The organism is Deinococcus aquaticus (assembly GCF_028622095.1).
GTDB classification, from domain to species: domain Bacteria; phylum Deinococcota; class Deinococci; order Deinococcales; family Deinococcaceae; genus Deinococcus; species Deinococcus aquaticus.
On record NZ_CP115166.1, the window covers coordinates 205,666 to 228,300 of the forward strand.

22 protein-coding genes are annotated in these 22,635 nt (G+C 69.7%); 13 read left to right on the plus strand and 9 right to left on the minus strand.

Going from position 1 to position 22,635, the window contains the following annotated elements; all coding sequences use genetic code 11:
- Positions 1-37 precede the first annotated feature (37 nt).
- Positions 38-1,162, minus strand: a complete 1,125-nt coding sequence (locus tag M8445_RS15815; protein WP_273991252.1) for an SLAC1 family transporter — start codon at positions 1,160-1,162, stop codon at positions 38-40.
- 103 nt (positions 1,163-1,265) lie between these two features.
- Here M8445_RS15815 and M8445_RS15820 point away from each other — a divergent pair, with 103 nt between their 5' ends.
- Positions 1,266-2,144, plus strand: a complete 879-nt coding sequence (locus tag M8445_RS15820; protein WP_273991253.1) for a LysR substrate-binding domain-containing protein — start codon at positions 1,266-1,268, stop codon at positions 2,142-2,144.
- 30 nt (positions 2,145-2,174) lie between these two features.
- On the opposite strand, the gene M8445_RS15825 is transcribed toward M8445_RS15820, so the two are convergent.
- The 8 genes from M8445_RS15825 to M8445_RS15860 form a co-directional block, all read right to left on the minus strand.
- Positions 2,175-3,089, minus strand: a complete 915-nt coding sequence (locus M8445_RS15825; RefSeq protein WP_273991254.1) for an urease accessory protein UreD — start codon at positions 3,087-3,089, stop codon at positions 2,175-2,177.
- On the minus strand, positions 3,017-3,685 hold the full coding sequence (ureG, locus tag M8445_RS15830; protein ID WP_273991255.1) for an urease accessory protein UreG: 669 nt from the start codon (positions 3,683-3,685) through the stop codon (positions 3,017-3,019). The genes M8445_RS15825 and ureG overlap by 73 nt, the downstream gene beginning before the upstream one ends.
- 25 nt (positions 3,686-3,710) lie before the next feature.
- Complete coding sequence (locus M8445_RS15835; RefSeq protein ID WP_273991256.1) at positions 3,711-4,355, minus strand: urease accessory protein UreF; 645 nt, start codon at positions 4,353-4,355, stop codon at positions 3,711-3,713.
- On the minus strand, positions 4,352-4,813 hold the full coding sequence (locus tag M8445_RS15840; RefSeq protein WP_273991257.1) for an urease accessory protein UreE: 462 nt from the start codon (positions 4,811-4,813) through the stop codon (positions 4,352-4,354). The genes M8445_RS15835 and M8445_RS15840 overlap by 4 nt, the downstream gene beginning before the upstream one ends.
- Positions 4,810-5,475: a hydrogenase nickel incorporation protein HypB gene (hypB, locus tag M8445_RS15845; protein WP_273991258.1), complete on the minus strand. Its 666-nt coding sequence runs from the start codon at positions 5,473-5,475 to the stop codon at positions 4,810-4,812. Before hypB ends, M8445_RS15840 begins: the two co-directional genes overlap by 4 nt.
- Positions 5,472-5,834, minus strand: coding sequence for a hydrogenase maturation nickel metallochaperone HypA/HybF (locus M8445_RS15850; RefSeq protein WP_230286857.1), 363 nt, complete (start codon positions 5,832-5,834; stop codon positions 5,472-5,474). Before M8445_RS15850 ends, hypB begins: the two co-directional genes overlap by 4 nt.
- 48 nt (positions 5,835-5,882) lie before the next feature.
- The gene (gene ureC, locus M8445_RS15855; protein ID WP_273991259.1) at positions 5,883-7,604 is read right to left on the minus strand and encodes an urease subunit alpha; all 1,722 of its coding nucleotides are present in this window, start codon (positions 7,602-7,604) and stop codon (positions 5,883-5,885) included.
- 163 nt (positions 7,605-7,767) lie between these two features.
- On the minus strand, positions 7,768-8,454 hold the full coding sequence (locus M8445_RS15860) for an urease subunit beta (RefSeq protein WP_273991260.1): 687 nt from the start codon (positions 8,452-8,454) through the stop codon (positions 7,768-7,770).
- A gap of 245 nt (positions 8,455-8,699) precedes the next feature.
- Between M8445_RS15860 and urtA the strand changes: the two genes are divergently transcribed.
- The 12 genes from urtA (at position 8,700) to M8445_RS15920 (ending at position 22,613) form a co-directional block, all read left to right on the plus strand.
- Complete coding sequence (gene urtA, locus M8445_RS15865) at positions 8,700-9,884, plus strand: urea ABC transporter substrate-binding protein (RefSeq protein ID WP_273991261.1); 1,185 nt, start codon at positions 8,700-8,702, stop codon at positions 9,882-9,884.
- Positions 9,885-9,961: 77 nt separating this feature from the next.
- Positions 9,962-10,864 carry an urea ABC transporter permease subunit UrtB gene (urtB, locus tag M8445_RS15870; protein ID WP_273991262.1) on the plus strand — a complete coding sequence of 301 codons (903 nt, stop codon included), beginning with the start codon at positions 9,962-9,964 and terminating at the stop codon, positions 10,862-10,864.
- The gene (urtC, locus tag M8445_RS15875) at positions 10,864-11,952 is read left to right on the plus strand and encodes an urea ABC transporter permease subunit UrtC (RefSeq protein WP_273991263.1); all 1,089 of its coding nucleotides are present in this window, start codon (positions 10,864-10,866) and stop codon (positions 11,950-11,952) included. The genes urtB and urtC overlap by 1 nt, the downstream gene beginning before the upstream one ends.
- Complete coding sequence (urtD, locus tag M8445_RS15880; RefSeq protein WP_273991264.1) at positions 11,942-12,712, plus strand: urea ABC transporter ATP-binding protein UrtD; 771 nt, start codon at positions 11,942-11,944, stop codon at positions 12,710-12,712. Before urtC ends, urtD begins: the two co-directional genes overlap by 11 nt.
- A 75-nt stretch (positions 12,713-12,787) precedes the next feature.
- Positions 12,788-13,492: an urea ABC transporter ATP-binding subunit UrtE gene (gene urtE, locus M8445_RS15885; protein WP_273991265.1), complete on the plus strand. Its 705-nt coding sequence runs from the start codon at positions 12,788-12,790 to the stop codon at positions 13,490-13,492.
- Positions 13,493-13,586: 94 nt separating this feature from the next.
- A complete protein-coding gene (locus M8445_RS15890; protein WP_273991266.1) occupies positions 13,587-14,594 on the plus strand; it encodes an ABC transporter substrate-binding protein in 1,008 nt (335 codons plus the stop codon).
- A gap of 47 nt (positions 14,595-14,641) precedes the next feature.
- Positions 14,642-15,424, plus strand: coding sequence for an ABC transporter ATP-binding protein (locus tag M8445_RS15895; RefSeq protein WP_273991273.1), 783 nt, complete (start codon positions 14,642-14,644; stop codon positions 15,422-15,424).
- A 58-nt stretch (positions 15,425-15,482) separates the two neighbouring features.
- Positions 15,483-16,256 carry an ABC transporter permease gene (locus M8445_RS15900; RefSeq protein WP_420704112.1) on the plus strand — a complete coding sequence of 258 codons (774 nt, stop codon included), beginning with the start codon at positions 15,483-15,485 and terminating at the stop codon, positions 16,254-16,256.
- Positions 16,257-16,413: 157 nt separating this feature from the next.
- Complete coding sequence (gene pdxR / locus M8445_RS15905) at positions 16,414-17,937, plus strand: MocR-like pyridoxine biosynthesis transcription factor PdxR (RefSeq protein ID WP_273991267.1); 1,524 nt, start codon at positions 16,414-16,416, stop codon at positions 17,935-17,937.
- Positions 17,938-18,130: 193 nt separating this feature from the next.
- Positions 18,131-18,901 (plus strand): ABC transporter substrate-binding protein, encoded by a 771-nt coding sequence (locus M8445_RS15910; RefSeq protein ID WP_273991268.1) that lies wholly within the window; start codon positions 18,131-18,133, stop codon positions 18,899-18,901.
- A gap of 241 nt (positions 18,902-19,142) precedes the next feature.
- Positions 19,143-20,378 (plus strand): ornithine--oxo-acid transaminase, encoded by a 1,236-nt coding sequence (gene rocD / locus M8445_RS15915; RefSeq protein WP_273991269.1) that lies wholly within the window; start codon positions 19,143-19,145, stop codon positions 20,376-20,378.
- Between the two features lie 192 nt (positions 20,379-20,570).
- Positions 20,571-22,613 carry a beta-galactosidase gene (locus M8445_RS15920; protein ID WP_273990967.1) on the plus strand — a complete coding sequence of 681 codons (2,043 nt, stop codon included), beginning with the start codon at positions 20,571-20,573 and terminating at the stop codon, positions 22,611-22,613.
- Positions 22,614-22,635 lie beyond the last annotated feature (22 nt).

Below are 22,635 nucleotides of genomic sequence, written 5' to 3' on the forward strand. Positions count from 1 at the left end.
GGGTCGGGTGCAGGCTGCCGGGTTCAGGCCGCCGGTTTCAGGGCAGGCGCGGCGCGGCTCCCACTGCGAACAGGCTACCGTTCCATGCGCCGCGCAGCGTGCGGGCCGCGACCAGGATCCACAGGCCCGCCAGGAGGCCGGTCAGTCCCCAGCCGAGGTGCGTGAATCCGCTCAGGTGACTCTGGTCGCCCAGCGCGAAGGTGGAGGCCGTGAACACGCCGAGCGGGAAGGTCAGGCCCCACCAGCCCAGGTTGAACGGCAGGCCGCCCCGCACGTAGCGGCGGGTCGTGAGCGCAGCGAGTGCCAGCCACCACCCGCCGAACCCCCACAGGATCAGCCCGCCCAGCAGCCCGAACCCGCTGAACACCGGGGCGAGGTCCGCGAGGCCCAGCGTGCCCAGCACGGGCGGCGCGGCGTGCCCGAGTTGCAGCAGGGCTAGGGCGCCCGTGGCGAGCGGTCCCAGCGGCAGGAACATGCTGACGCCGACCTCCGCGCCGGGCAGTTTGTGCTGCGCGAGCCTCAGCAGCAGGATGGTGATCAGCATCAGCGCGATCGGCACGGACAGCGCGAACAGCACGTACCCGCCAAACAGGAGCGGGGCGGCCTGCGCGGCGCCGAGGTGCGGGGCGATCAGTCCGGCGCTGGCGGCGGCCACCTCGGACGCCACGACGGGCAGCAGCCACAGCGCGGTCATGCGGTCCAGGGCGTGGTCCTGCCGGGTGAACATCAGGTACGGGACGAGCAGGCCGGTCGCGGCGGCCAGCAGCGCGTCGAGACCCCACAGGGAGCGGGCGACCTGCGCGGCCCCGTCGCCCCAGTGGGGCACGCCGAACACGATCAGGCCGTTGATGACGGTGGCCAGCCCCATGGGAACGGCGCCCAGGAAGAGGCTCTGCACCGGGTGAAGCAGCGTGGCGCGGCTCTCGGCGGGAAACAGGATCAGCCGCGCGGCAGACAGCGCCGTGAACAGCAGCAGCAGGTTCATGTTCAGCCACCACAGCGCCTCGCCCGCCGCCGCTGCGCCCGCCACGGGCAGGTGCGGCAGCGTCAGGGACACGATGCCGGTGCCCATGACGGCCGTGAACCAGTTCGGCGTGAAGTGCCGGATCACGTCGCCGTGCAGAGCCGGGCGTGAGGAGAGGCGCAGGCGTGCGGGAACCATGGCCCGAGCGTAGGCGCCTGCTGATCTCAATTCAAATGAGAGTCTGTTGGAACTACCAAAAAAATATTGATATCAGCCGGACTGGGGGGCTATGCTGCGGCGCGTGAGCCTCAACCCGGACCACCTGCTGACCTTCACCCGCGTCGCGGCGCTCGGCAGCCTCAGCGCCGCCGCGACCGAACTGAACCTCACGCAGCCCGCCGTGTCCGCCCAGATGAAACTCCTGACCCAGGCGGTCGGGGAACCACTCTTGACCCGCCACCGCCATGGCGTGACCCTCACGCCCGCCGGGGCCGGCCTGCTGCCGCACGCGCGCACCCTGACCCGCTCGCTGTATGCCGCGCAGGACTACCTGAACGAACTGCGCGGCCTGGACAGCGGTACCCTGAACGTCGCCGCGAGCAGCACCATCGCTGCCGCGATCCTGCCCGGTGTGCTGGCCGCGTTCCACGCCGCGCACCCGCGCGTGACCATCCAGGTCCGGCAGGGCAACACCCGCGAGGTCCTGGCCGCCCTTCAGGCCGCGCAGGCCGAGGTCGCGCTGATCGAGGGACCACCCGGCACGCCCGGACCCGACTGGACAGCCGCGCCGTTCGGGCAGGACGAACTGATCCTCGTCGCGCCGCCCGACACGCCCGCTGCGCCCCCCCCGGACCTGAATCACCTGCCCCTGATCTGGCGGGAACGCGGCTCCGGCACGCGCGAGGTCGCTGAGGCCGCCCTGGCCCGCGCGGGCCTGAATCCCCCCATCCTGCTGGAACTGCCGGGCACCGAGGCCGTCAAGGAAGCCGTGATCCAGGGTCTGGGCGCGGCGTTCCTGCCGGAACTGCGCGTGCGGCGCGAGTTGCGGGCCGGCCTGCTGGTGCGCCTGCCGCTGACCCTGCCCGGCCTGCGCCGCCCCCTGACCCGCGTGACCCCCCACCCGGACGGGCAGTCCCGCGCGGCCCGCGCCTTCCTGACCCTGCTGGAACAGCGGCCCTGACCGGTGGTCCCAGGAGTGGTCGCGTGCCGGTCAGCGGCGGACTTCCAGCGGAGGCGCGCCCCATAACTGAGCGCGCAGGGCCTCGCGTGCGGTCAGCAGCGCCCGGTCGAGTTCCGGCCCCCTGCCCGCCGCGCCGCGCAGCCACACCGCGCCACCCGCCGTGCGCCCGGTGGCGATCAGGCCCGGTGCCGCCGGGAAGTCCATAACGGTGGGCAGTGCCGTCACCTCGCACGTGCCGACGAACACACCGGACGCCTGATAGTCCAGCTCCCCCCACACGCCGGGCGCGCGGGTGAACTCGCCCGGCATGAGCCGCTGCCGGTCCAGGTACACCCGCTGCCCCCCCACGTTCACCAGCACGCGGCTCTCGTAGGACGCGAAGGCCAGCCGCTCCCCGGTCTGCACACGCCCGCTGGCGAGCGTCTCGGTCAGGGCGAACTGCGCGCCGTCCTCCAGGTCGGCGGTCAGGGTCTGCGCGAAGGCACTCCCGGCAAAGGGAATCGTGCGTTCCGGGTGGTACTCCAGCCGCCCGCCCGCCGCCACCTGAAACTGAACGTCCTGCGTGGCGGGCCGCCCGTCCGGCGAGGGCTGCACCCGCGTGGCCGACTGCGTGAGGATCAGCACCCGCGCGCCTCCCTCGACCGTCACGCGGATCTCGGCGTGATCGCCGCCCAGCACGCCTCCGGTCGGGTTCACGATGAAGACCATCAGCGTGCCACACGGGAGTTCGAAGGGCCGGATGACCATCAGCGGGGCCTTCTGCATGTCGCGCAGCAGCGCGGTGCGCCCGCCCCGCACGCCGAAGTGCAGGTGCAGGACGCCCGTGCGGGTGCGGGCCAGAAGGTTCAGACTGGCGCTCCCTGAACGCAGGCTCAGACCGGCGCTCCCTGAAGGCCGATGCGGGGCGGTGGCACGTCCCGGAACAGCAGGTCGTGCTCGATCCACGCGATCACGTCTGCCAGCCCGTCCCCACTCTTGAGGTTCGTGAACACGTACGGCCGCACCTCACCCTGAACGGTGCGGCCCGCGCGGGCATCGGCGTCCATCACGCGCAGGTCGGCGCCCACCAGTGGCGCGAGATCCGTCTTGTTGATCACTAGCAGGTCACTCGCGCGGATGCCGGGGCCACCCTTGCGCGGCACCTTCTCGCCGCCCGATACGTCCAGCACGAAGATCCACGCGTCCACCAGCTCCGGCGAGAAACTGGAGGCGAGGTTGTCTCCGCCCGACTCTATGAACAGCAGCTCCAGGCCCGGGTAATCGGCCGTGAGCGCCTCGGCCGCCTCCTGGTTCAGCGAGGAGTCCTCACGGATCGCGGTGTGCGGGCAGCCGCCCGTCTGCACGCCCCGGATGCGCCCGGCCGGGAGGGCCGCCGCCGCCGTCAGGATCCGCTGATCCTCGAAGGTGTAGATGTCGTTGGTGATGACGGCCAGCTCGAAGCGGTCCCGCAGCGCGCGGCACAGCGCCTCCAGCAGCGCCGTCTTGCCGCTGCCGACCGGGCCGCCCACGCCGATCCGCAGGGGAGAGGAAGGTTGGGTCATGGGGACTCCTTTGGGAATGGTGGTTTCATGTCTGGAACAGCCGCGCGTCCAGGCCGGGCTGCTCGCTCGCGGCGAGGTCCAGCAGGGGCGTGAAGGTCCACAGGTCGTCCGGCGTGGCGTGCAGGGCTGCGTGGATGCAGGCCTGCGCGGCGATCTCGCAGTGGGCGGCGCAGCGCTGGGCGTCCAGGCCGCCGAGTCTCATCAGGCGGGTAGCGGAGGTCGCGCGGCCGAGCAGCCAGCCGCTCACGAACGCCGTGACGGTGTCCCCGCGCGGGACGCCCAGTGCGGCGGCCAGCGCACCGAAGGTCGTCGCGTGGTGCCGCGTGAGGGGCAGCGCCGCCATCACGTCCGGCCACAGGTGCGTGGCGGCGCGGCGCAGGTTCGCTCCGACCCGCGTGCTCGCGCCGCGCGGCCCCGGCACGAGCTTCAGGTCGTCCAGCAGGGCGTCCAGTTCCGCCAGCGTGCCGGGGTCGGCGCCCCAGGCCAGGGCGCAGGCGGGCGCGTCCTGCTGGCCCCAGCCGTGCGTCAGTTGCCCGGCAAGGAACGCGGTCAGGTCGGCGGGCGACCGCACTGCGCCGCGCGTCGTCAGGGTCTCGAGGCCGTCGCTGAAGGCATACGCCCCGGTCGGGAATGCGGAGTCCGACAGCTGAAGCAGGCGCAGAAGGCTCACGATTCGTGCTCCCAGGCCGGGCGGCCGGAAAACGGGCGTTCCTCGCGCGTGAACGGCACGCCCAGCCGCGACAGCAGCAGTTCCAGCGGCGCGTCCCACAGGGCCAGGAACACGCCGTCCTCACCCGATGCCACAAAATCCCGGTGCAGATTCCCCACCGCGTGCGCCACTGCCGCCGCCTCGGGCAGGTCGCGCGGGCGGATGGCGGCCACGTCCTCCGGCGTGGCCCCCACCACGTAACTCACGCCGCCACGCACCTCCAGCACGCTGCCCGGCGTGAGCACCGTCCCGGTCGGCAGGGCCAGCAGCAGCTCCTCACCGTCCGGCGCGCGCAGGCGACGGCGTACCCGGCGGCGATCCACGGCCGTCATCGGCACGACCACCACCGCACCGCTCACCGACCCGACAGCCGTCCGGGTGCCCAGGATCGGGCGGCGCAGACCGGACAGGCGGGTCAAACGCTCTCGCCCCGCACGAACGCGAACCACTCGTCCAGCCCCGCGCCGCTGCGGCTGCTGAGTTCGATCACGGGCACGCCGGGCCGCGCGCGGTCGATGTTCTCACGGCACAGGTCACGGTCAAAGCCCACGGCGTCCGCGATGTCCATCTTCGTGATGACCACCACGTCCGCCGTGTTGAACATCGTCGGGTACTTCAGGGGCTTGTCCTCGCCTTCAGTGGTGCTGATCAGCACGGCGCGGGCCGCCTCGCCCAGATCGTAGGAACTCGGGCACACGAGGTTCCCCACGTTCTCCAGGAACAGCACGTCCAGTGCGTCCAGATCGAAGCGCGGCAGGATGTTCTGCACCATGTCCGCGTCCAGGTGGCAGACCGTGCCGGTCACGATCTGCTCGGCCTGCGAGCCCCACTGCCGCAGCCGCGCGGCGTCGTTCTCGGTGGCGAGGTCGCCGACCGCCACGCCCATACGCACGCTGCCCGCCAGATCCCGCAGCGTGCGTTCCAGCAGCGCCGTCTTGCCCGCACCGGGACTGCTCGCCAGATTGATGGCCCGCACGCCCGCTGCCCGGAAGGCCGCGCGGTTCCCGGCCGCCGTGTGGTCGTTCGCCTTCAGGATGTTCTGCCGCACGGTCACGATGCGCGGCGCCTGTGTGGTCGTCATGAGTCCTCCAGTTCAGGTTCAGCCAGTTCGATCTCGTCCAGCTCCAGTTCGTCGCCCTGCAAGAGCGTCGGCGTGGGCGCACCGCACGCCGGGCAGCGCAGGCCCCGTCTCACGTCCAGCGTCACCGGCCCGTGGGTCGGGCACTCGCCCACGCCCGGCACCAGCACCACGCTCAGGCGCGCGCCCTCCAGCGGCGTGCCCTGCGCGCAGGCCGGAAACGCCGCTGTCAGCGCCTCCGGCACCACGCTCGACCACGCCCCCACCCGCACCGTCAGCGCCGACGCCCGCGCCCCGCCGTTCTCGCGCAGCACCTCGGATGCCACGTCGATCAGCGACAGGGCAATGGACGCCTCATGCACGTTCAGGCTCCGGGGTTGGAACGGTGGGCGGCGACAGGACGGGCGGCATCAGAACAGGAAGTACCGCTGGGCGAGCGGCAGTTCGTCGAGGGGTTCGCAGGTGACGATCTCGCCGTTCACGCGGACCTCGTAGGTTTCGGGGTTGACGTGAATGTCGGGCGTCTCGGCGTTCAGGATCATGTCCCGCTTGCCGATGTCGCGGGTGTGCTGCACGGCGCTGTAGCGGCGGCCCAGGTCCGGCAGGTTGCCTTCTTCCAGGCTGACCTGCGACACGAAGTGCAGGCAGGTGGCGTCCGGGCCGCCGCCGTGCGCGGCGAACATGGGGCGCGGGTACACGGGTTGCGGCGTGGGGATGCTGGCGTTCGCGTCGCCCATCTGCGCGGCGACGACGAACCCGCCCTTGATCACCATGGCGGTCTTCGCGCCGAAGAACGCAGGTTTCCACAGCACCAGATCGGCGAGCTTGCCGACCTCGACGCTGCCGACCTCGTGCGCGATGCCGTGGGCGACGGCGGGGTTGATGGTGTACTTGGCGACGTAGCGGCGGGCGCGGAGGTTGTCGGCGCGAGTGTCCGCCCCCAGGCCGGGAATGCCGAGCGGACCGCGCTGGAGTTTCATCTTGTGCGCGGTCTGCCACGTGCGGGTGATGACCTCGCCCACGCGGCCCATCGCCTGCGAGTCGCTGCTCATCATGGAAAAGACGCCCAGGTCGTGCAGGACGTCCTCGGCGGCAATCGTCTCGGGGCGGATGCGGCTCTCGGCGAAAGATACGTCCTCGGGAATGCGCGGCGAGAGGTGATGGCAGACCATCAGCATGTCGAGGTGCTCGTGGATGGTGTTCACCGTGAACGGCATGGTGGGGTTGGTGCTGCTCGGCAGGACGTTCGGGAGGCCCGCGACCTTGATGATGTCCGGCGCGTGCCCGCCGCCGGCCCCCTCGGTGTGGAAGGTGTGGATGGTGCGGCCCGCGAAGGCCCTGATGCTGTCCTCGACGAAGCCGGACTCGTTCAGGGTGTCGGTGTGAATGGCGACCTGAATGTCGTAGTCCTCCGCGACGCTCAGGGCGGCGTGGATGGCGGCGGGCGTGGTGCCCCAGTCCTCGTGCAGCTTCAGGCCCAGCGCCCCGGCACGGATCTGCTCGGCCAGGGGAGGCTGGGTGCTGGCGTTGCCCTTGCCGAGCAGACCGAAGTTCAGCGGCAATCCGGCCAGACTTTCCAGCATGCGGTGGATGTGCCACTCGCCCGGCGTGCAGGTCGTCGCCGACGTGCCGGCCGTGGGGCCGGTGCCGCCGCCGATCATGGTGGTCACGCCGGACTCCAGCGCCGTCCAGCATTGCTGCGGCGCGATGAAGTGGATGTGCGTGTCCACTCCGCCCGCCGTGAGGATGTGCCCCTCGCCCGCCACGATCTCGGTACTCGCGCCGATGGTCAGGCCCGGCGTCACGCCGTCCTGCGTGCCGGGATTCCCGGCCTTGCCGATGGCCGTGATCCGCCCGTTCTTCACGCCCACGTCCGCCTTCACGACGCCCCAGTGATCCAGGATCAGCGCGTTCGTGATCACCAGATCCGGCACGTTCGCATCCTCGCGGGTGGCGGTGCTGCTCTGCCCCAGGCCGTCGCGGATGACCTTCCCGCCGCCGAACTTGACCTCCTCGCCGTAGGTCGTGAAGTCCCGCTCGACCTCGATCAGCAGGCCCGTGTCGCCCAGACGCACGCGGTCACCCACCGTCGGGCCGTACAGGTCGGCGTACTGCTTCCGGGTGACTTTCATATGGCCTCCGGTAGGGTCGAAGGCGAACCCCTCACTCCGCTTCGCGGCCAGCTTCCCTCTCCTGCGGAGCTTTGCAAGTCAAGGGGAGCCAGAAAATCACTTCCCTGCCTCCCCTTGAGGGGAGGTGCCCGAAGGGCGGAGGGGTTCGCACGCCGCTCTGCCCTCATTCCGCCCCCCCAAATCCCTGTTCCCTGGCCCGTTTCAGCGAGGCATCTTTCATGCCCGCGTCGTCGAGTTCGCCGCTGACGAGGGCGTTCATGCCGTACACCTCGCGGGTGCCGCCGAGGGGCACGAGTTCGATGTCCTTTTCCTCGCCGGGTTCGAAGCGGACGGCGGTGCCGGCGGGGATGTTCAGGCGCTGGCCGTAGGCGCTGTCGCGGTCGAAGTGCAGGCCGGCGTTCACCTCGAAGAAGTGGAAGTGGCTGCCGACCTGGATGGGGCGGTCGGCGCGGTTGGCGACGGTGAGGGGCGTGACGGGCCGCCCGGCGTTGAGGTCGATGTGGCCGTCTTCCAGAAGGTACTCGCCGGGGACCACGGCGCTGTGGCCGCCGCGGATGGGGTCGTGGATGGTGACGAGTTTGGTGCCGTCGGGGAAGGTGCCCTCGACCTGGATGTCGTGGATGAGTTCGGGGATGCCGTCCATGACGTCGTCGGCGCTGAGGATGGTGGCGCCCCAGCCCATCAGGTCTTCCACGCGGCGGCCGTCGCGGATGCCTTCGAGCACGGCGGCGGTGATCAGGGCGACGGCTTCGGGGTGGTTGAGTTTCAGGCCGCGTGCCTTGCGGTCACGGGCGACCTGGGCGGCGGCGTGGATCAGGAGTTTGTCGCGTTCGCGTTCGGTGAGTTGCATCCCTGGCTGACCTCCTGGGTGGGTGTGGGTTGTCGTGACGGCTTGTCAGTGTGCAGCGTACCTGCCTGGGCGTCAAGGAACGCTCGTTTTTCTAAACAACCTGCATGGCGGCCGGGGCGCTCTCTCCTATATTTCACTCATCTGTGCAGTTTGTTAAGAGATTCTTGAACAAAACGCAGAAAAAGACTACGATCCACCTCAAGGCAGCGCCGGTGCGTGCAACGCGCACCCAGAAGGAGACCCTCATGAGCAAGCTCCGTTCCGTTTGCACCACCACCCTGAGCCTCATCCTTGCCGCCGCCAGCAGCGCCAGCGCCCAGAGCACCGTCAAGGTCGGCGTCCTGCACTCCCTGACGGGCACCATGGCCATCAGCGAGATCACCGTCGCCAACGCCGCGCAACTCGCCATCGACGAGATCAATGCGAAAGGTGGCGTCCTGGGCAAGAAGATCGTGGTCGTGAAGGAAGACGGTGCCAGCGACTGGCCCACCTTTGCCACCAAGGCCGAGAAACTGCTCACCCAGGACAAGGTGGCCACCGTGTTCGGCGGGTGGACGAGTGCCAGCCGCAAATCCATGCTCCCGGTGTTCGAGAAGAACGGCGGCCTGCTCTTCTACCCCGTGCAGTTCGAGGGCAACGAGTGCAGCCCGAACATCATCTACACCGGCGCGCAGCCCAACCAGCAGGCCTTGCCCGCCCTGGAGTGGGCGCTGAGCAAGGGGTACAAGAAGATCTTCCTGCTGGGCAGCGATTACGTGTACCCCCGCACTGCGAACCTGATCCTGAAAAAGCACATCACGGACATGAAGGCCACGCTCTCCGGCGAGGAGTACGTCGCGCTGGGCGGCACCGAGTTCAGCAGCGTCATCAACAAGATCAAGGCTGCCAAGCCCGACGTGATCATCAACACCCTGAACGGCGACAGCAACGTGTCGTTCTTCAAGCAGTACCAGGCTGCCGGGTACAAGGCCAGCACCCTGCCCGTGATCTCGTTCTCCATCGCCGAGCAGGAAGCGCAGGCCATCGGTACGCAGCTGCTGAACGGCCAGTACGCCACCTGGAATTACTTCCAGAGCCTCCCTAACCCCGCCAACAAGAAGTTCGTCGCCGCGTACCAGAAGAAACACGGCGCGGGCGCCGCCATCACCGACCCCATGGCCCACGCGTACATGGACGTGTACCTCTGGAAGGCCGCCGTCGAGAAGGCCAGGTCCTTCGAGCCCATGGCGGTGCGCAAGGCCATCGTGGGCATCAGCATGGACAGCCCGCTCGGCAAGATCACCGTCGCCCCCAACGGCAGCCTGACGCAGGCCGTGTACACCGGTATTTCCGGCGCGGGCGGTCAGTTCAAGGTCGTCGCGCAGAGCAAGGGCGTCGTGAAACCCGAGCCGTACGACAAGCTCGCCTTCCCCGGCAAGACCTGCCCCTGAGCCACCACGGCTGAGCGGGACGCGGGAAGCGGCTTCACGCCACTTCTGCGTCCCGCTCACCCTTTCGAGGAGGGACGATGGATTTCACCTTTATTTCCGGGCAGCTGTTCACGGGCCTGTCGGTCGCGTCGATTCTGCTGCTGGCCGCGCTGGGCCTGGCCCTGAGCTTCGGGCTGATGCGCGTGATCAACATGGCGCACGGCGAATTCCTGATGGTGGGCGGGTACCTGACGTACCTCGCCGCGCAGTGGGCGGGGCCAACCCTGGGAGACGCCTGGCTGTGGGTGGCGTTCCCGCTGGCGTTCCTGGGCGCCGGTCTGCTGGGCGCGGTCATGGAGTTCGCCGTGATCCGCCGCCTGTACGGCCGCCCGCTGGACACGCTACTGGCGACCTTCGGGATCAGCCTGATCCTGCAACAGGCCGCGCGGCAACTGTTTGGCAGTACCGGCGTGCCGGTGACCGCCCCCGCGTGGCTGGGCGGCGCACTGACGCTTGGGGACGTGACCCTGCCGTTCGTGCGCCTATTCGTGATCGCGCTGGCCCTGATCGTGCTGGCGGGCATGTGGTGGCTCCTGAACCGCAGCCCGTTCGGCATGCACGTCCGCGCCGTGAATCAGAACCGCGAGATGGCCGCTGCGCTGGGCGTGAACACCCGCTCGCTGGACATGCTCGTCTTCTCGCTCGGGGCAGGCATCGCGGGCGTCGCGGGCGTGGGCCTCGCCCTGATCGCCCCGGTCAATCCCACGGTCGGCGCGGCGTACATCGTGAACGCCTTCCTGGTCGTCGTGGTAGGCGGTGTGGGCAGCGTGCTGGGCGCGGCGGTGGCGGCCGTGCTGCTCGGCTTCGTGACCGCGCTGGCAGAGGGCTTCACGAGCAGCAGTCTTGCGCAGGCGATCCTGCTCGTGCTCGTCGTGGCCTTCCTGCAATGGAAGCCGCGCGGCCTGATCCCCACGAAATCACGGGCGCTGGAGGAAGCGTGATGAGACCCTCAACGTCCACCATCGCCGTGATCGCCGTGCTGATCGCCCTGGCCTTCGCGCCGCTGTACCTGGGCGCATACCCGCTGACGCTGCTGGGGCGGGTGCTGGCGCTGTCCATCGCGTCCATCGGCGTCAGTGTCGTGTGGGGCCGCACGGGCATCCTGAGCCTGGGCCAGGGGCTGTTCTTCGGGCTGGGCGGGTACGCGCTCGCCATGCACCTGAAGCTCGTGGCGACCCCCAAGGGTGAACTGCCGGATTTCATGCTGTACAACGGCGTGGAAAAGCTCCCGTGGTTCTGGGCGCCGTTCGCGAGTGCGCCGTTTGCGCTGGCGATGGTGCTGATCCTCCCGGCGGCGGCGGCTGGACTGGTCGCGTGGCTGATGTTCCGCCGCCGGATCACGGGCGTGTACGTCAGCATCATCACGCAGGCGCTGCTGCTGGCGTTCGTGACGTGGCTGAACGGCTCGCAGGGCCTGACGAGCGGTACGAACGGCATCACGGACTATCAGACCTTCCTGGGCGTGGGCCTGCGCGGCCCGGATGTGGCGCACGGCCTGTACTGGGTGACGCTGCTGTTCGTGGCGCTCGCACTGGGCGGCACGGCGGCCCTGCTGCGCACGCCCTTCGGGGCGATCCTGACCGCCATTCGCGACAACGAGAACCGCACGCGCTTCCTGGGATTCAACCCGGCGGCGTTCAAGATCGCGGCGTTCATGCTGGGCGGCCTGCTCGCGGGCGTGTCCGGCGCGCTGTACACGCTGCACCTGGGCACCATCTCGCCCGCCATGATCGGCACGGCGTTCAGCATCGAACTCGTCGTGTGGGTGGCGCTGGGCGGCCGCGCGAGCCTGATCGGCGCGGCGGCCGGTCTGGTGCTGGGGCAACTCGCCAAGGACCGCATCTCCAGCGCTGCGCCGGACGCGTGGCTGTACGTCATGGGTGCGCTGTTCGTGCTGGTGGTGCTGGTCATGCCACAGGGCGTGGCTGGGCTGATCCAGAACCGCCGCCGCCCCCCTGCCCCGATGCCAGCGCCCCAGAACCCCGTGGCGCAGAATCCCGTGACCCGCGAGGTGAGCGATGCCGTCTGAGCTGCCAGAGACGCTGCTGGACGTGCGGGACATCACGGTGTCCTTCGACGGCTTCAAGGCCATCACGAACCTCAGCCTGTCCGTGCCGAAGGGCAGCCTGCGCGTCCTGATCGGGCCGAACGGCGCGGGCAAGAGCACGCTGCTCGACACCATCATCGGCAAGGTGCGGCCCGACACGGGCGAGGTGCGCTTCGCCGGGCAGGTCATCTCGCGCCTGCCCGAGCACCGCATCGCGGGCCTGGGCATCTGCCGCAAGTTCCAGGCGCCCGGCGTGCTGGAGGGCCTGACGGTGCGCGAGAACCTGCTGCTCACCGCCCGGAAGGACAAGGGCGTGCTGGGCATCCTGAAGGCCCCCACCCGCGCCGAGCAGGAACGCGCCGACGAGCTGCTGCGCCTGACCGGCCTCACCGAGCGGGCGGGTGTGCTCGCGGCGTCGCTGGCGCACGGCGAGAAGCAGTGGCTGGAGATCGGCATGGTCGTCGCTGCCGACCCACAGCTGCTGCTGCTGGACGAGCCCACCGCCGGCATGACGGCTCAGGAGACCGCGCAGACCGCCGAACTCATCCACGCGCTCGCCGGGCGTCACACCGTGCTGGTGATCGACCACGACATGCACTTCGTGGAACTGCTGGGCGCCCCGATCACGGTGCTGCATCAGGGACAGGTATTCCGCGAGGGCGATCTGGAGACCCTGCGCGCCGACCCGGACGTCATGGAGATCTACCTGGGCAGGCCCAGGGAGCTGATGGCGCATGGCTGAACGCAGAAAGCTCCTCCCGCATCTGTCGGCCTTCTGCCATCCACCTTCTGCCTTCGGCACTTCAAAGGAGCCCCCATGCTGAAACTGGAAGGCGTTACCGCCGCGTACGGGCAGAGCCCCGTGCTGTTCGGCATCGATCTGGAAGTCGCGGACGCCGAGGCCGTCACGCTGATCGGCCGCAACGGCGTGGGCAAGACGACCCTGCTGCGAACCATCACGGGCCTGCATCCGGTCACGGGGGGCGGCGTGCGCCTGAACGGCGCTCAGGTCGAGAAGGAGGCGGCGTTCACCCGGGCGCGCAGTGGCCTGGCGTACGTGCCGCAGGGCCGCGGGCTGTTCGGGCACCTGACCGTCGAGGAGAACCTGCTGATGGGCCTCCCGGCGCTGTCAGGCCGCGCCACGGCGAAGCGTGAGATTCCGGAACTCGTGTACGACCTGTTTCCCATCTGCCGGGACATGGCCGGGCGCCGGGCCGGGAACCTGTCCGGCGGGCAGCAGCAGCAGGTCGCTATCGGCCGGGCGCTGGTCACGCAGCCGCGTTACCTGCTGCTCGACGAGCCCACCGAGGGTATCCAGCCGAGCATCGTGCAGGAGATCGAGGTGGCCCTGACGCGTGTCCGCACGGAACTGCGCGTCGCCGTGCTGCTGGTCGAGCAGTACCTGGATTTCGCGTGGTCGTTCGCCGACCGTTACTACGTCATGCAGAAGGGGCGCGTGGTCGAGACCGGCACCACCGCCGACACGCCCACCCACGCCGTCCAGCGGTACCTGGGCGTGTAAGCACATCCGGCCCGGCGCTGTGCAGGCCGGTCACCACCCTCCTCTGATTACCCTTCACCCTCTCCAGCTTCACCACTCCCCCCTGAGGTTATTCATGATCCGACGTACCCTGACCGCCACCCTCGCCCTGACGCTCTCCTCGCTGGCCGCCGCGCAGGGCACCAACGTGCGCTTCACGCTCGACTGGGCCTTCGAGGGGCCCGGCTCGCCGTACCTGCTCGCGGCCGACCGCGGGTACTTCGCGAAGCAGGGCCTGAACGTGACCATCGACCGCGGCTTCGGTTCCGGCGACGCCGTGACGAAGATCGCGAGCGGCACGTACGACATGGGCTTCGGCGACATCAACGCCATGATGGAATTCAATGCCCGCAACCCGGCGCAGCGGCTGGTGGCGGTGTACATGGTGTACAACGCGCCCCCGCACTCGATCCTGGTCCTCAAGAGCAGCGGCATCAAAACCCCGAAAGATCTGGAGGGCAAAACGCTGGCCGCCCCCGTCGGGGACGCGTCGCGCCGCCTGTTCCCGGCGTTTGCCGAGGCGAACGGCATCGACGCCAGCAAGGTGAAGTGGGTCAGCGTGGACGGCGGCCTGCGCGAGCCGATGCTGGCCCGCAAGCAGACGGACGGCATCGCGGGCTTCACGTTCACGTCCCTGCTGAGCCTGGGGCAACTGGGCGTGAAGCCCGACGAGGTCACGGTGTTCCCGTACGCGCAGAGCATCAGCGGGCTGTACGGCAACGCGATTATCGTGCGGGCCGACTGGGCGAAGAAGAACCCGGCGGTCGTGAAGGGCATGCTGGTGGCCATCAACCAGGGCCTCAAGGACGCGATCAAGGATCCAGCGGCGGCCATCGCGTCGCTGCAGAAGAAGAACGCGCTGATCAACCCGGCGCTGGAGACCGAGCGGCTGAAACTGGCCCTGAGCGGCAGCGTCCTGACCAAGGACACCCGTGCGCTGGGCCTGGGGCTGGTGCGCCCGGACCGCCTGAAGTCCAGCATCACGGTCGTGCAGAACGCCTTCGACCTGCCCAGGGGCCTGACGCCCACGAACGTGTTCGACACGTCGTACCTGCCGTCCGCCGCTGACCGGAAGGTGAAGTGACGGCCGGGAGCGCGCCCCCGCTCGCCATCGACCTGCGGGGCGTGGCCATGCGTTACGGCGGCGCCACGGGCACGCTGGCCGCGCAGGACGTGAACCTCTCCGTCCATCAGGGCGAGTTCGTGGCGATCGTCGGCCCGTCCGGCTGCGGCAAGAGCACGCTGCTGCGGCTGGTGGCCGGGCTGATGCCGGCGGCGTCCGGCACGGCGCTGATCAGCGGCGCGGCCCCGAAGGCGACCGGGAACACCGGCATCGCGTTCCAGAATCCCAGCCTGTTGCTGTGGCGCACGGTCTTGCAGAACGTGCTGCTGCCGCTGGAGGTCTCACCGAAACACAAGGCCGCGTATCGCCGCGACCCCGCGCCGTACGTGGCCCGCGCGGGGCGGCTGCTGTCGGCGGTGGGGCTGGGCGACTTCGTGGACAAACACCCGTGGGAGCTGTCGGGCGGGATGCAGCAGCGCGTGAACCTGGTGCGCTCGCTGATCCACGCGCCGGACTTCCTGCTGCTGGACGAGCCGTTCAGCGCGCTGGACGCCTTCACCCGCGAGGAACTGTGGCTGGCCCTGCAGGCGCTGTGGATGGGCGCGCGGCCCACCGTGATCCTGGTCACGCACGACCTGCGCGAGGCGACGCTGCTGGCCGATACGGTGTACGTGATGAGCCCCCGGCCCGGCACGTTCACCGCGCAGCATGAGGTGCCGTTCGCGCGGCCCCGCACGCTGGAACTGACCTTCACGCCCGAGTTCACGGACGTGATCCACGACCTGCGCGCCCGCGTGGGCGGCCTGCGCTCGCCCATCCGCGCCGAGGAACTCATGGAGGCGGTCTCGTGAAGGTACTGCCGTGAGTCTGGAAACCGGAACGCCCGGCGTGGCCCCGGTGTCGCGCGCCCTGCCGTCCGCCGCCCTGAGCAGATTGCGCCCGCTGGTGCCGCCCACGCTGGCGATCCTGGGCTTCTTCGTGATCTGGGAACTCGCGTGCCGGATCTTCCGGATCCCGCCGTTCATCCTGCCCACACCCAGCGCGTCCATCGCGTCGGTCTTCCAGTTCGCCCCCGCCGTGGCCGGGCACGCCGCGCAGACGCTGACGACCACCCTGATCGGCTTCGCTCTCAGCGTCGTGCTGGGCGTGGCGCTGGGCGCGCTGGTGGGTCTGAACCGCACGGCGTATCAGGCGCTGTACCCGCTCCTGATCGGCTTCAATGCCGTGCCGAAGGCGGCGCTGGTGCCCGTTCTGGTCATCTGGTTCGGCGTGGGACCCGTTCCGGCCGTGCTGACCGCGTTCCTGATCTCGTTCTTCCCGGTGGTCGTGAACGTCGCCACCGGCCTCGCCACGGTGGAGCCCGAACCGCGCGAGTTGCTGCGGGCGCTGGGCGCGACCCCCTGGGAGGTCTTTTCCAAGGTGAGCCTGCCGCGCGCCCTGCCGTACTTCTTCGCGTCCCTGAAGGTCGCGGTCACGCTGGCCTTCGTGGGCAGCATCATCAGTGAACTGGCCGCCAGCAACAAGGGCATCGGCGTGATGATGAACCAGGCGGCCAGTTCCTTCCAGGTGCCGCTGGTGTTCGGCGGCGTGCTGCTGGTCAGTGCCATGGGCGTCGTGCTGTACGCCATCTTCGCACTGATCGAATCCCGCCTGACCGGCTGGGCGTACCGCGGGCAGGGCTGACGGCGGCCGTCAGAGGCGGAGCTGAACACCGCCGGGACATGGCTGAACGGGGATGGCCGACCCTGTTGCGAACGACCTGTCGCGGACGCACAGACACGGGCAGCAGAGAGGAGGGGCCGGGCGGTGTTCCCTGACCCGCGTGGTATCACTGAACTCCATGCCTGCCCCGAAGCCCAGGCCGCCGGTCACCGGACCGCAGGGACGCCCGGCCGCGCGCCCGACCCTGCCCGCCGACCTGATTCTCACGCTGGACCGCGCCTGGCCCGGCAGTCTGTCGCGGCAACTGGCCGATCAGTTGCGGGGCGCGGTGCGCGGCGGCCTGCTGGAACCCGGCCAGCGTCTGCCCTCGACCCGCGCGCTGGCCGCGTCGCTGGGCGTGGGCCGCAATGTGGTGTTCGAGGCGTTCGAGCACCTGCTGGCCGAGGGGTACCTGAGTGGCCGGGACCGCTCGGGCACGTTTGTCGCGCCGGACCTGCCGGACGGCACGCAGGCGGCCCAGGCGGCGCGGCCCGCTCCGGCGACTGGGGCGCGCTGGTTGCAGCGGCCCGTGCCGGAACCGCTGATTGAGGCTCCCAGTCCGGCCGGAACGCTGGAATTCCGGGTGGGGCAGACCGACACGGCCGCGCTGGAAGGCAGCGGCTGGCGGCGCGTGTGGCGCGAGGCGGCCCTGACGGCGCTGCCCGGCGATTACGGGGACCCGGCGGGCGACCCGGCGCTGCGGGAGGCGGTCGCCGCGTACCTGAAACGCGCCCGTGGCTTCGCGTGCCGCGCGGACGACGTGATCATCACGGGCGGCGCGGTGCAGGGCGTGAACCTGATCGCGCAGGCGACCCTGCAACCCGGTGACCACGTGGCGTTCGAGGAACCCGGCTACCGACTGGCCCGGCAGATCTTTCAGGAGGCGGGCGCGCGGATCGTGCCGCTCCCCGTCGACGATGACGGCCTGAGCCTGGAGCCGCTGCTGACCGCGCGGCCCGCACACGCCCCGATCCTGCTGTACACCACGCCCAGCCACCAGTTCCCGCTGGGCGTGCGGCTGTCCGTGGCCCGCCGGCTGGCGCTGCTGGACTGGGCGCAGACGCACGACGCCCTGATCCTCGAAGACGACTACGACAGCGAATTCCGCTACGGGGCCAGTCCGCTGCCATCGCTGGCGTCCCTGGATACCGGCGGGAACGTGGTGTACCTGGGCACCTTCTCGAAGGTGCTGGCCCCGTCCGTGCGGGTCGGGTACGTCGTCGCGCCCCGGCCGCTGCGCGAGCGGTTGCTGCGCATCAAGAGCAAGGCGGACTTCCACACATCCTGGCCGGTGCAGCGCGCCCTGGCCCTGATGATCACGGACGGGCACCTGGAACGCCACATCCGCCGCATGCGCAAGACGTACGCCGCGCGCCGCGCCGCCCTCAGCGAGGCCCTGCACACGGCCGACGGGCACGCCCGGCTGATGGGCCTGGAAGCTGGCCTGCACGCCCACCTGGAACTCGCGCCGCACCTGAACGCGGCCCGCGTGACCGGACTGGCCCGCGCGCAGGGCGTGACGGTCCCCAGCCTCAGCCCGTACTACCTGAACGCCCCGGACCGTAACGGCCTGCTGCTCGGGTACGGCGGCCTGAGCCTGCCGGACCTGCGGCGCGGCGCGGCGGTGCTGGTGCGCGCCATCGAGCAGGCCAGCCGCGAATAGACGGGCTGCGAAGAGACTGGCAGCGTCCGGTCAGCCTGAACCCTCCTATCAGATCCTCAACAGAAACCTCGGCTATGATCCCCTGCGGGTTCCGGCCCCCGGCCCGACCGGGGTTCACGGGGCACCGGCCCCCGCACGTCCTGCACCGCCCACTCCCCACCTGCTCCCCCTACCCCGCTCCCCTGGAGGCATCATGACCCGAATTCTTCCCCTGCTGACCGGCGCCGCCGTTCTTTCCGCCGCTCTGCTGTCCACGGGCGCGCAGGCCCGCACCCTGAAGGAAATCAAGGCCTCCGGCACCATCAAGATCGGCACGAACGCCGAATTCAAACCGTTTACGTACTTCGAGGGCAAGACCATGAAAGGCTTCGAGTACGACCTCGGGAACGCCATCGCAAAGCAGATGGGCGTGAAGGCCGAGTGGATCAACCAGCCGTTCGACGGCCTGCTGATCGGCCTGAACCAGAACCGCTTCGATCTCGTGATCTCCTCGCACGGCGTCACGCCCGAGCGCGCCAAAGCCGTGGATTTCAGCGCCCCGCACTACTGCAGCGGCGGCCTGATCGTCAGCCGTCCCGGCGGCCCGAAAACGGCGGCGGACCTGAAAGGCAAGACGGTCGCCACGCAGGTCGGCACCACCTACGTCGATCAGATCAAGAAGGTCACGGGTGAGAAGAACCTGCGCGTGTACCCCAACAACGCCAACGCCCTGCAGGCCCTGATGAGCGGCCGCGTGGACGCCATGGTGAACGAGAAGTTCTACGGTCTGGAAGCCCTGAAACTGAACGGCAAGAAGTTGCAGCAGGGCGAGATGATGTTCCAGGAGAAACTGGCCATGGCGGTCGCCAAGGGCAACAGCACCCTGCTGAGCGCCGTGAACCAGAACCTGAAGACCGTGCAGGCGAACGGCACGTACGCGAAGATCTCGAAGTCGTACTTCGGGCAGGACGTGCGCTGCAAGTGAGCGCCCTGCAAGTAACTGGCTGACCCGCGCTGCCGGTCCCGGCCCCCTTCCCGCGTGGGAGGGGGCTTTTTCCGGTCGCTTCTGCGCCGGGCCATGTGCAACTGGCTGGTCATTTCTGGCGGGTTCTGGCTCTTTTCGCCAGCCAGTTCGGCCCTTACCATCAGGGTGAAGAACCGCACCGGCCCTCCCCGTGGGCCGTTCACTGACCCGGACCGTGGCCCGCGCGCCGCGAAGGAGCACCATGACCAGTACCCTCGAACAGACCCGCCAGACGCCCGCCCGCCCCGGCACCGCCGCCGACCTGCTGCGCCGCGAGGACGCCCTCGGCGCGCACAACTACAAGCCGCTGAACGTCGTCATTCACCGCGCCCAGGGTTCCTGGGTGTGGGACACCGACGGCCGCCGCTACCTGGACTGCCTCTCGGCGTACAGCGCCGTGAACCAGGGGCACTGCCACCCGCGCATCATCGGCGCGCTGACCGAGCAGGCGCAGCAGGTCACGCTGACCTCCCGCGCGTTCCGCAACGACCGCCTCGCCGCGTTCTATGAGACCGTCACCCGTCTGCTGAACTTCGAGGCCGTGATTCCCATGAACACCGGCGCCGAGGCCGTGGAGACCGCCATCAAACTGGCGCGCAAGTGGGCGTACGAGGTCAAGGGCGTGGCGCACCACCAGGCCGAGATCATCGTCATGGACGGCAACTTCCACGGGCGCACCACCACCCTGGTCAGCTTCAGCAGCGAGGGTCAGTACAAGGACGCCTTCGGCCCGCTGACGCCCGGCTTCGTGCGCGTTCCGTACGGTGACGCGGCGGCCATCGAGGCGGCCATCACGCCGAACACGGCGGCCGTGCTGTACGAACCCATTCAGGGCGAGGCGGGCGTGATCGTGCCCCCCGAGGGCTTCCTGACCGCGCTGCGCGGCGTGTGCGACCGTCACGGCGTCCTGATGATCGCCGATGAGATCCAGACCGGCCTGGGCCGCACCGGACAGTGGCTGGCCGGGGATCACGAGTCCGCGCGCCCCGACGTGGTCATTCTCGGCAAGGCGCTGGGCGGCGGCGTGTACCCCGTCAGCGCCGTGCTGGCCAGCCGCGCCGTGATGGACCTGTTCCAGCCCGGCGATCACGGCAGCACCTTCGGCGGCAACCCCCTGGCGGCCGCTGTGGCGCAGGCCAGCCTGGAAGTGCTGGAAGACGAGAACCTGCCCGCCCGCGCCGCCGAACTCGGCGAGTACCTGCGGGGGCGCCTGCGCGCCATGAACAGCCCCCTGGTCAAGGAAGTGCGCGGGCGCGGCCTGCTGATCGGCGTGGAACTGCACGTTCCGGCCCGCCCGTACTGCGAGGCGCTGCGCGACCTGGGCGTGCTGTGCAAGGAAACCCACGAGACCACCATGCGCCTCGCCCCGCCCCTGGTCACCACCCGCGAGGACCTCGACTGGGCGCTGGAACGCATCGAACAGGTGCTGCGAGGCTGACCCCCTCCTGCCCGGCAGCGGCCCCCTCCTTCACGGTGCGGGGCCGCTACCAGTTGGGTGCGCTGTCCAGCTGCCCATACCCCCCCCGCTGTTCGCAGCGGGACTCGCCTGCTACAGTCCGGGTCAGTTTGCAGTGTGGTGCCGGGCGTTCCCGCCGTGGGTGGGGGCGGCCCGGCTCTGAGGGGCGTGCGTATGTTCGATATTCGTCGGTTTGATGGCGTGATTTACGGAGCGGATTACAACCCGGAGCAGTGGCCGCGTGAGGTGTGGGCCGAGGACGTCCGCCTGATGGGCGAGGCGGGCGTGAATCTGGTGTCGCTGGGGATCTTCTCGTGGGCGCTGCTGGAACGCGCCGAGGGGGAGTTCACCTTCGAGTGGCTGGATGAGGTGATGGACCTGCTGCACGCGGGCGGGGTGGACGTGAACCTGGCGACCGCGACGGCCTCGCCGCCCCCGTGGTTCTCGCTGAAGTACCCGGATTCCCGTCCGGTGACGGTGGACGGCGTGCGGCTGGAGGTCGGCGGGCGGCAACTGTACTGCCCGAGCCACCCGGCGCTGCGTGAAGGCGTGGCCCGCCTGACGCGCGCGGTGGCAACCCGCTACGCCGGGCACCCGGCGCTGAAACTCTGGCACATCAACAACGAGTACGGCTGCCACATTGACCAGTGTTACTGCGAGCACTGCGCCCGCCGCTTCCGCGCGTGGCTGGAAGCCCGCTACGTGACCATCGACGCGCTGAACGACGCCTGGGGCACCGCCTTCTGGAGTCAGCGCTACACCGACTGGGCCGAGATTCAACCCCCGCGCCGCGCGCCCACCTACGCCAACCCCACGCAGCAGCTCGACTGGCGGCGCTTTTCCAGCGACAACATCCTGGAACTGCACACCCTGGAACGCGGCATCCTGACCGAAGTGACGCCGGACGTGCCCGCCACCACGAACTTCCTGGGGTTCCTGCCGGGCCTGGATTACTTCCGCTGGGCGCAGGAGGAGGACGTGGTGTCCCTGGACGCCTACCCGGACCCCGGCCAGCCGGACTCGCACCTGGAGGCCGGGATGGTGTTCGACCTGACCCGGTCGCTGGGCGGCGGGAACCGCTGGATCCTGATGGAGCAGGCGACGAGCGCCGTGAACTGGCGAACGCGCAACGCTCCCAAGGCGCCGGGGCAGATGCGGATGCTCAACCACCTCGCGCTGGCGAAGGGGGCCAGCGGGATCATGTTCTTCCAGTGGCGGGCCTCGAAAGCCGGCGCGGAGAAATTCCACAGCGGCCTCGTGCAGCACGTCGGGCCAGAGCGGTCGCGGGTGTGGCGTGAGGTGACGGCGTTCGGCGCGGAACTCAAGACCCTGACGCCCCTGCTGGACGCCCGCGTGCCCGCGCGGGTCGCCGTGATGTTCGACTGGCACAACTGGTGGGCGCTGAACATCGACAGTAAACCCGGTGTGATCCCGCTGCTGCCGCTGCTGGGCCGCTGGTACGCCGCGCTGAGAACGCTCGGGCAGAACGTGGACTTCGTCGCGCCCGGCGGCGACCTCGGCGCCTACGACGTGGTCGTCCTCCCGAACCTGTACCTGATGGACGACACGACCGGCGCGGACCTGCGCGCCTTCACGCAGCGAGGCGGGCACCTGATCGCCGGGTACTTCACGGGCGTCGTGGATGGCCAGGAACACATTCACCTGGGCGGCTATGGCGGCCCGCTGCGGGACGTGCTGGGCCTGTGGGTCGAGGAATGGGACGTGCTGCTGCCCGGCCAGACGAACACCGTCACCCTGAACGGCGCCCCGGTGACCGTCACCGACTGGTGTGACGTACTGCACCTGGACGGCGCCGAGGCGGTCGCCACGTACGGGGAACGCTTCTACGCCGGGCAGGCCGCCGTGACCCGCCACGCCACCGGGCAGGGAACGGCGTGGTACGTGGGCACCGAACTGCCGCAACCCGCGCTGCGGGACGTGCTGCGTGGCGTGCTGGACGGCGCGGGCGTGCCCTACACCCTGCTGCCCACCCACGCTGACCTGAGCGTCTCGGCCCTCCCGGACGGCACGCAGCTGCTGCACGTCCTGAACGCCCACCCTCACGAGACCCTGACCCTAACCGTTCCGTCCGGAGGCACTCTCTTTCCGGACGGCGGCGACGCCGGCACCTGGATCGAACTGCCGCCCCACGGCGTCACGCTGATCCACTACCCGCACGCCGTGCAGATCAGTGACGTGCAGGTCAGCGGAAGCTAGACCAGCCCCACCTACGATGATG

What these genes read in the sequence shown, in the direction of transcription:
- M8445_RS15815 (WP_273991252.1), bottom strand. Translation starts at nt 1,162, where the DNA reads ATGGTTCCCGCACGCCTGCGCCTCTCCTCACGCCCGGCTCTGCACGGC.
- ureG (WP_273991255.1), bottom strand. Translation starts at nt 3,685, where the DNA reads ATGACCCAACCTTCCTCTCCCCTGCGGATCGGCGTGGGCGGCCCGGTC.
- hypB (WP_273991258.1), bottom strand. Translation starts at nt 5,475, where the DNA reads ATGACGACCACACAGGCGCCGCGCATCGTGACCGTGCGGCAGAACATC.
- ureC (WP_273991259.1), bottom strand. Translation starts at nt 7,604, where the DNA reads ATGAAAGTCACCCGGAAGCAGTACGCCGACCTGTACGGCCCGACGGTG.
- M8445_RS15860 (WP_273991260.1), bottom strand. Translation starts at nt 8,454, where the DNA reads ATGCAACTCACCGAACGCGAACGCGACAAACTCCTGATCCACGCCGCC.
- urtA (WP_273991261.1), top strand. Translation starts at nt 8,700, where the DNA reads ATGAGCAAGCTCCGTTCCGTTTGCACCACCACCCTGAGCCTCATCCTT.
- urtB (WP_273991262.1), top strand. Translation starts at nt 9,962, where the DNA reads ATGGATTTCACCTTTATTTCCGGGCAGCTGTTCACGGGCCTGTCGGTC.
- urtC (WP_273991263.1), top strand. Translation starts at nt 10,864, where the DNA reads ATGAGACCCTCAACGTCCACCATCGCCGTGATCGCCGTGCTGATCGCC.
- urtD (WP_273991264.1), top strand. Translation starts at nt 11,942, where the DNA reads ATGCCGTCTGAGCTGCCAGAGACGCTGCTGGACGTGCGGGACATCACG.
- urtE (WP_273991265.1), top strand. Translation starts at nt 12,788, where the DNA reads ATGCTGAAACTGGAAGGCGTTACCGCCGCGTACGGGCAGAGCCCCGTG.
- M8445_RS15890 (WP_273991266.1), top strand. Translation starts at nt 13,587, where the DNA reads ATGATCCGACGTACCCTGACCGCCACCCTCGCCCTGACGCTCTCCTCG.
- M8445_RS15895 (WP_273991273.1), top strand. Translation starts at nt 14,642, where the DNA reads ATGCGTTACGGCGGCGCCACGGGCACGCTGGCCGCGCAGGACGTGAAC.
- pdxR (WP_273991267.1), top strand. Translation starts at nt 16,414, where the DNA reads ATGCCTGCCCCGAAGCCCAGGCCGCCGGTCACCGGACCGCAGGGACGC.
- M8445_RS15910 (WP_273991268.1), top strand. Translation starts at nt 18,131, where the DNA reads ATGACCCGAATTCTTCCCCTGCTGACCGGCGCCGCCGTTCTTTCCGCC.
- rocD (WP_273991269.1), top strand. Translation starts at nt 19,143, where the DNA reads ATGACCAGTACCCTCGAACAGACCCGCCAGACGCCCGCCCGCCCCGGC.
- M8445_RS15920 (WP_273990967.1), top strand. Translation starts at nt 20,571, where the DNA reads ATGTTCGATATTCGTCGGTTTGATGGCGTGATTTACGGAGCGGATTAC.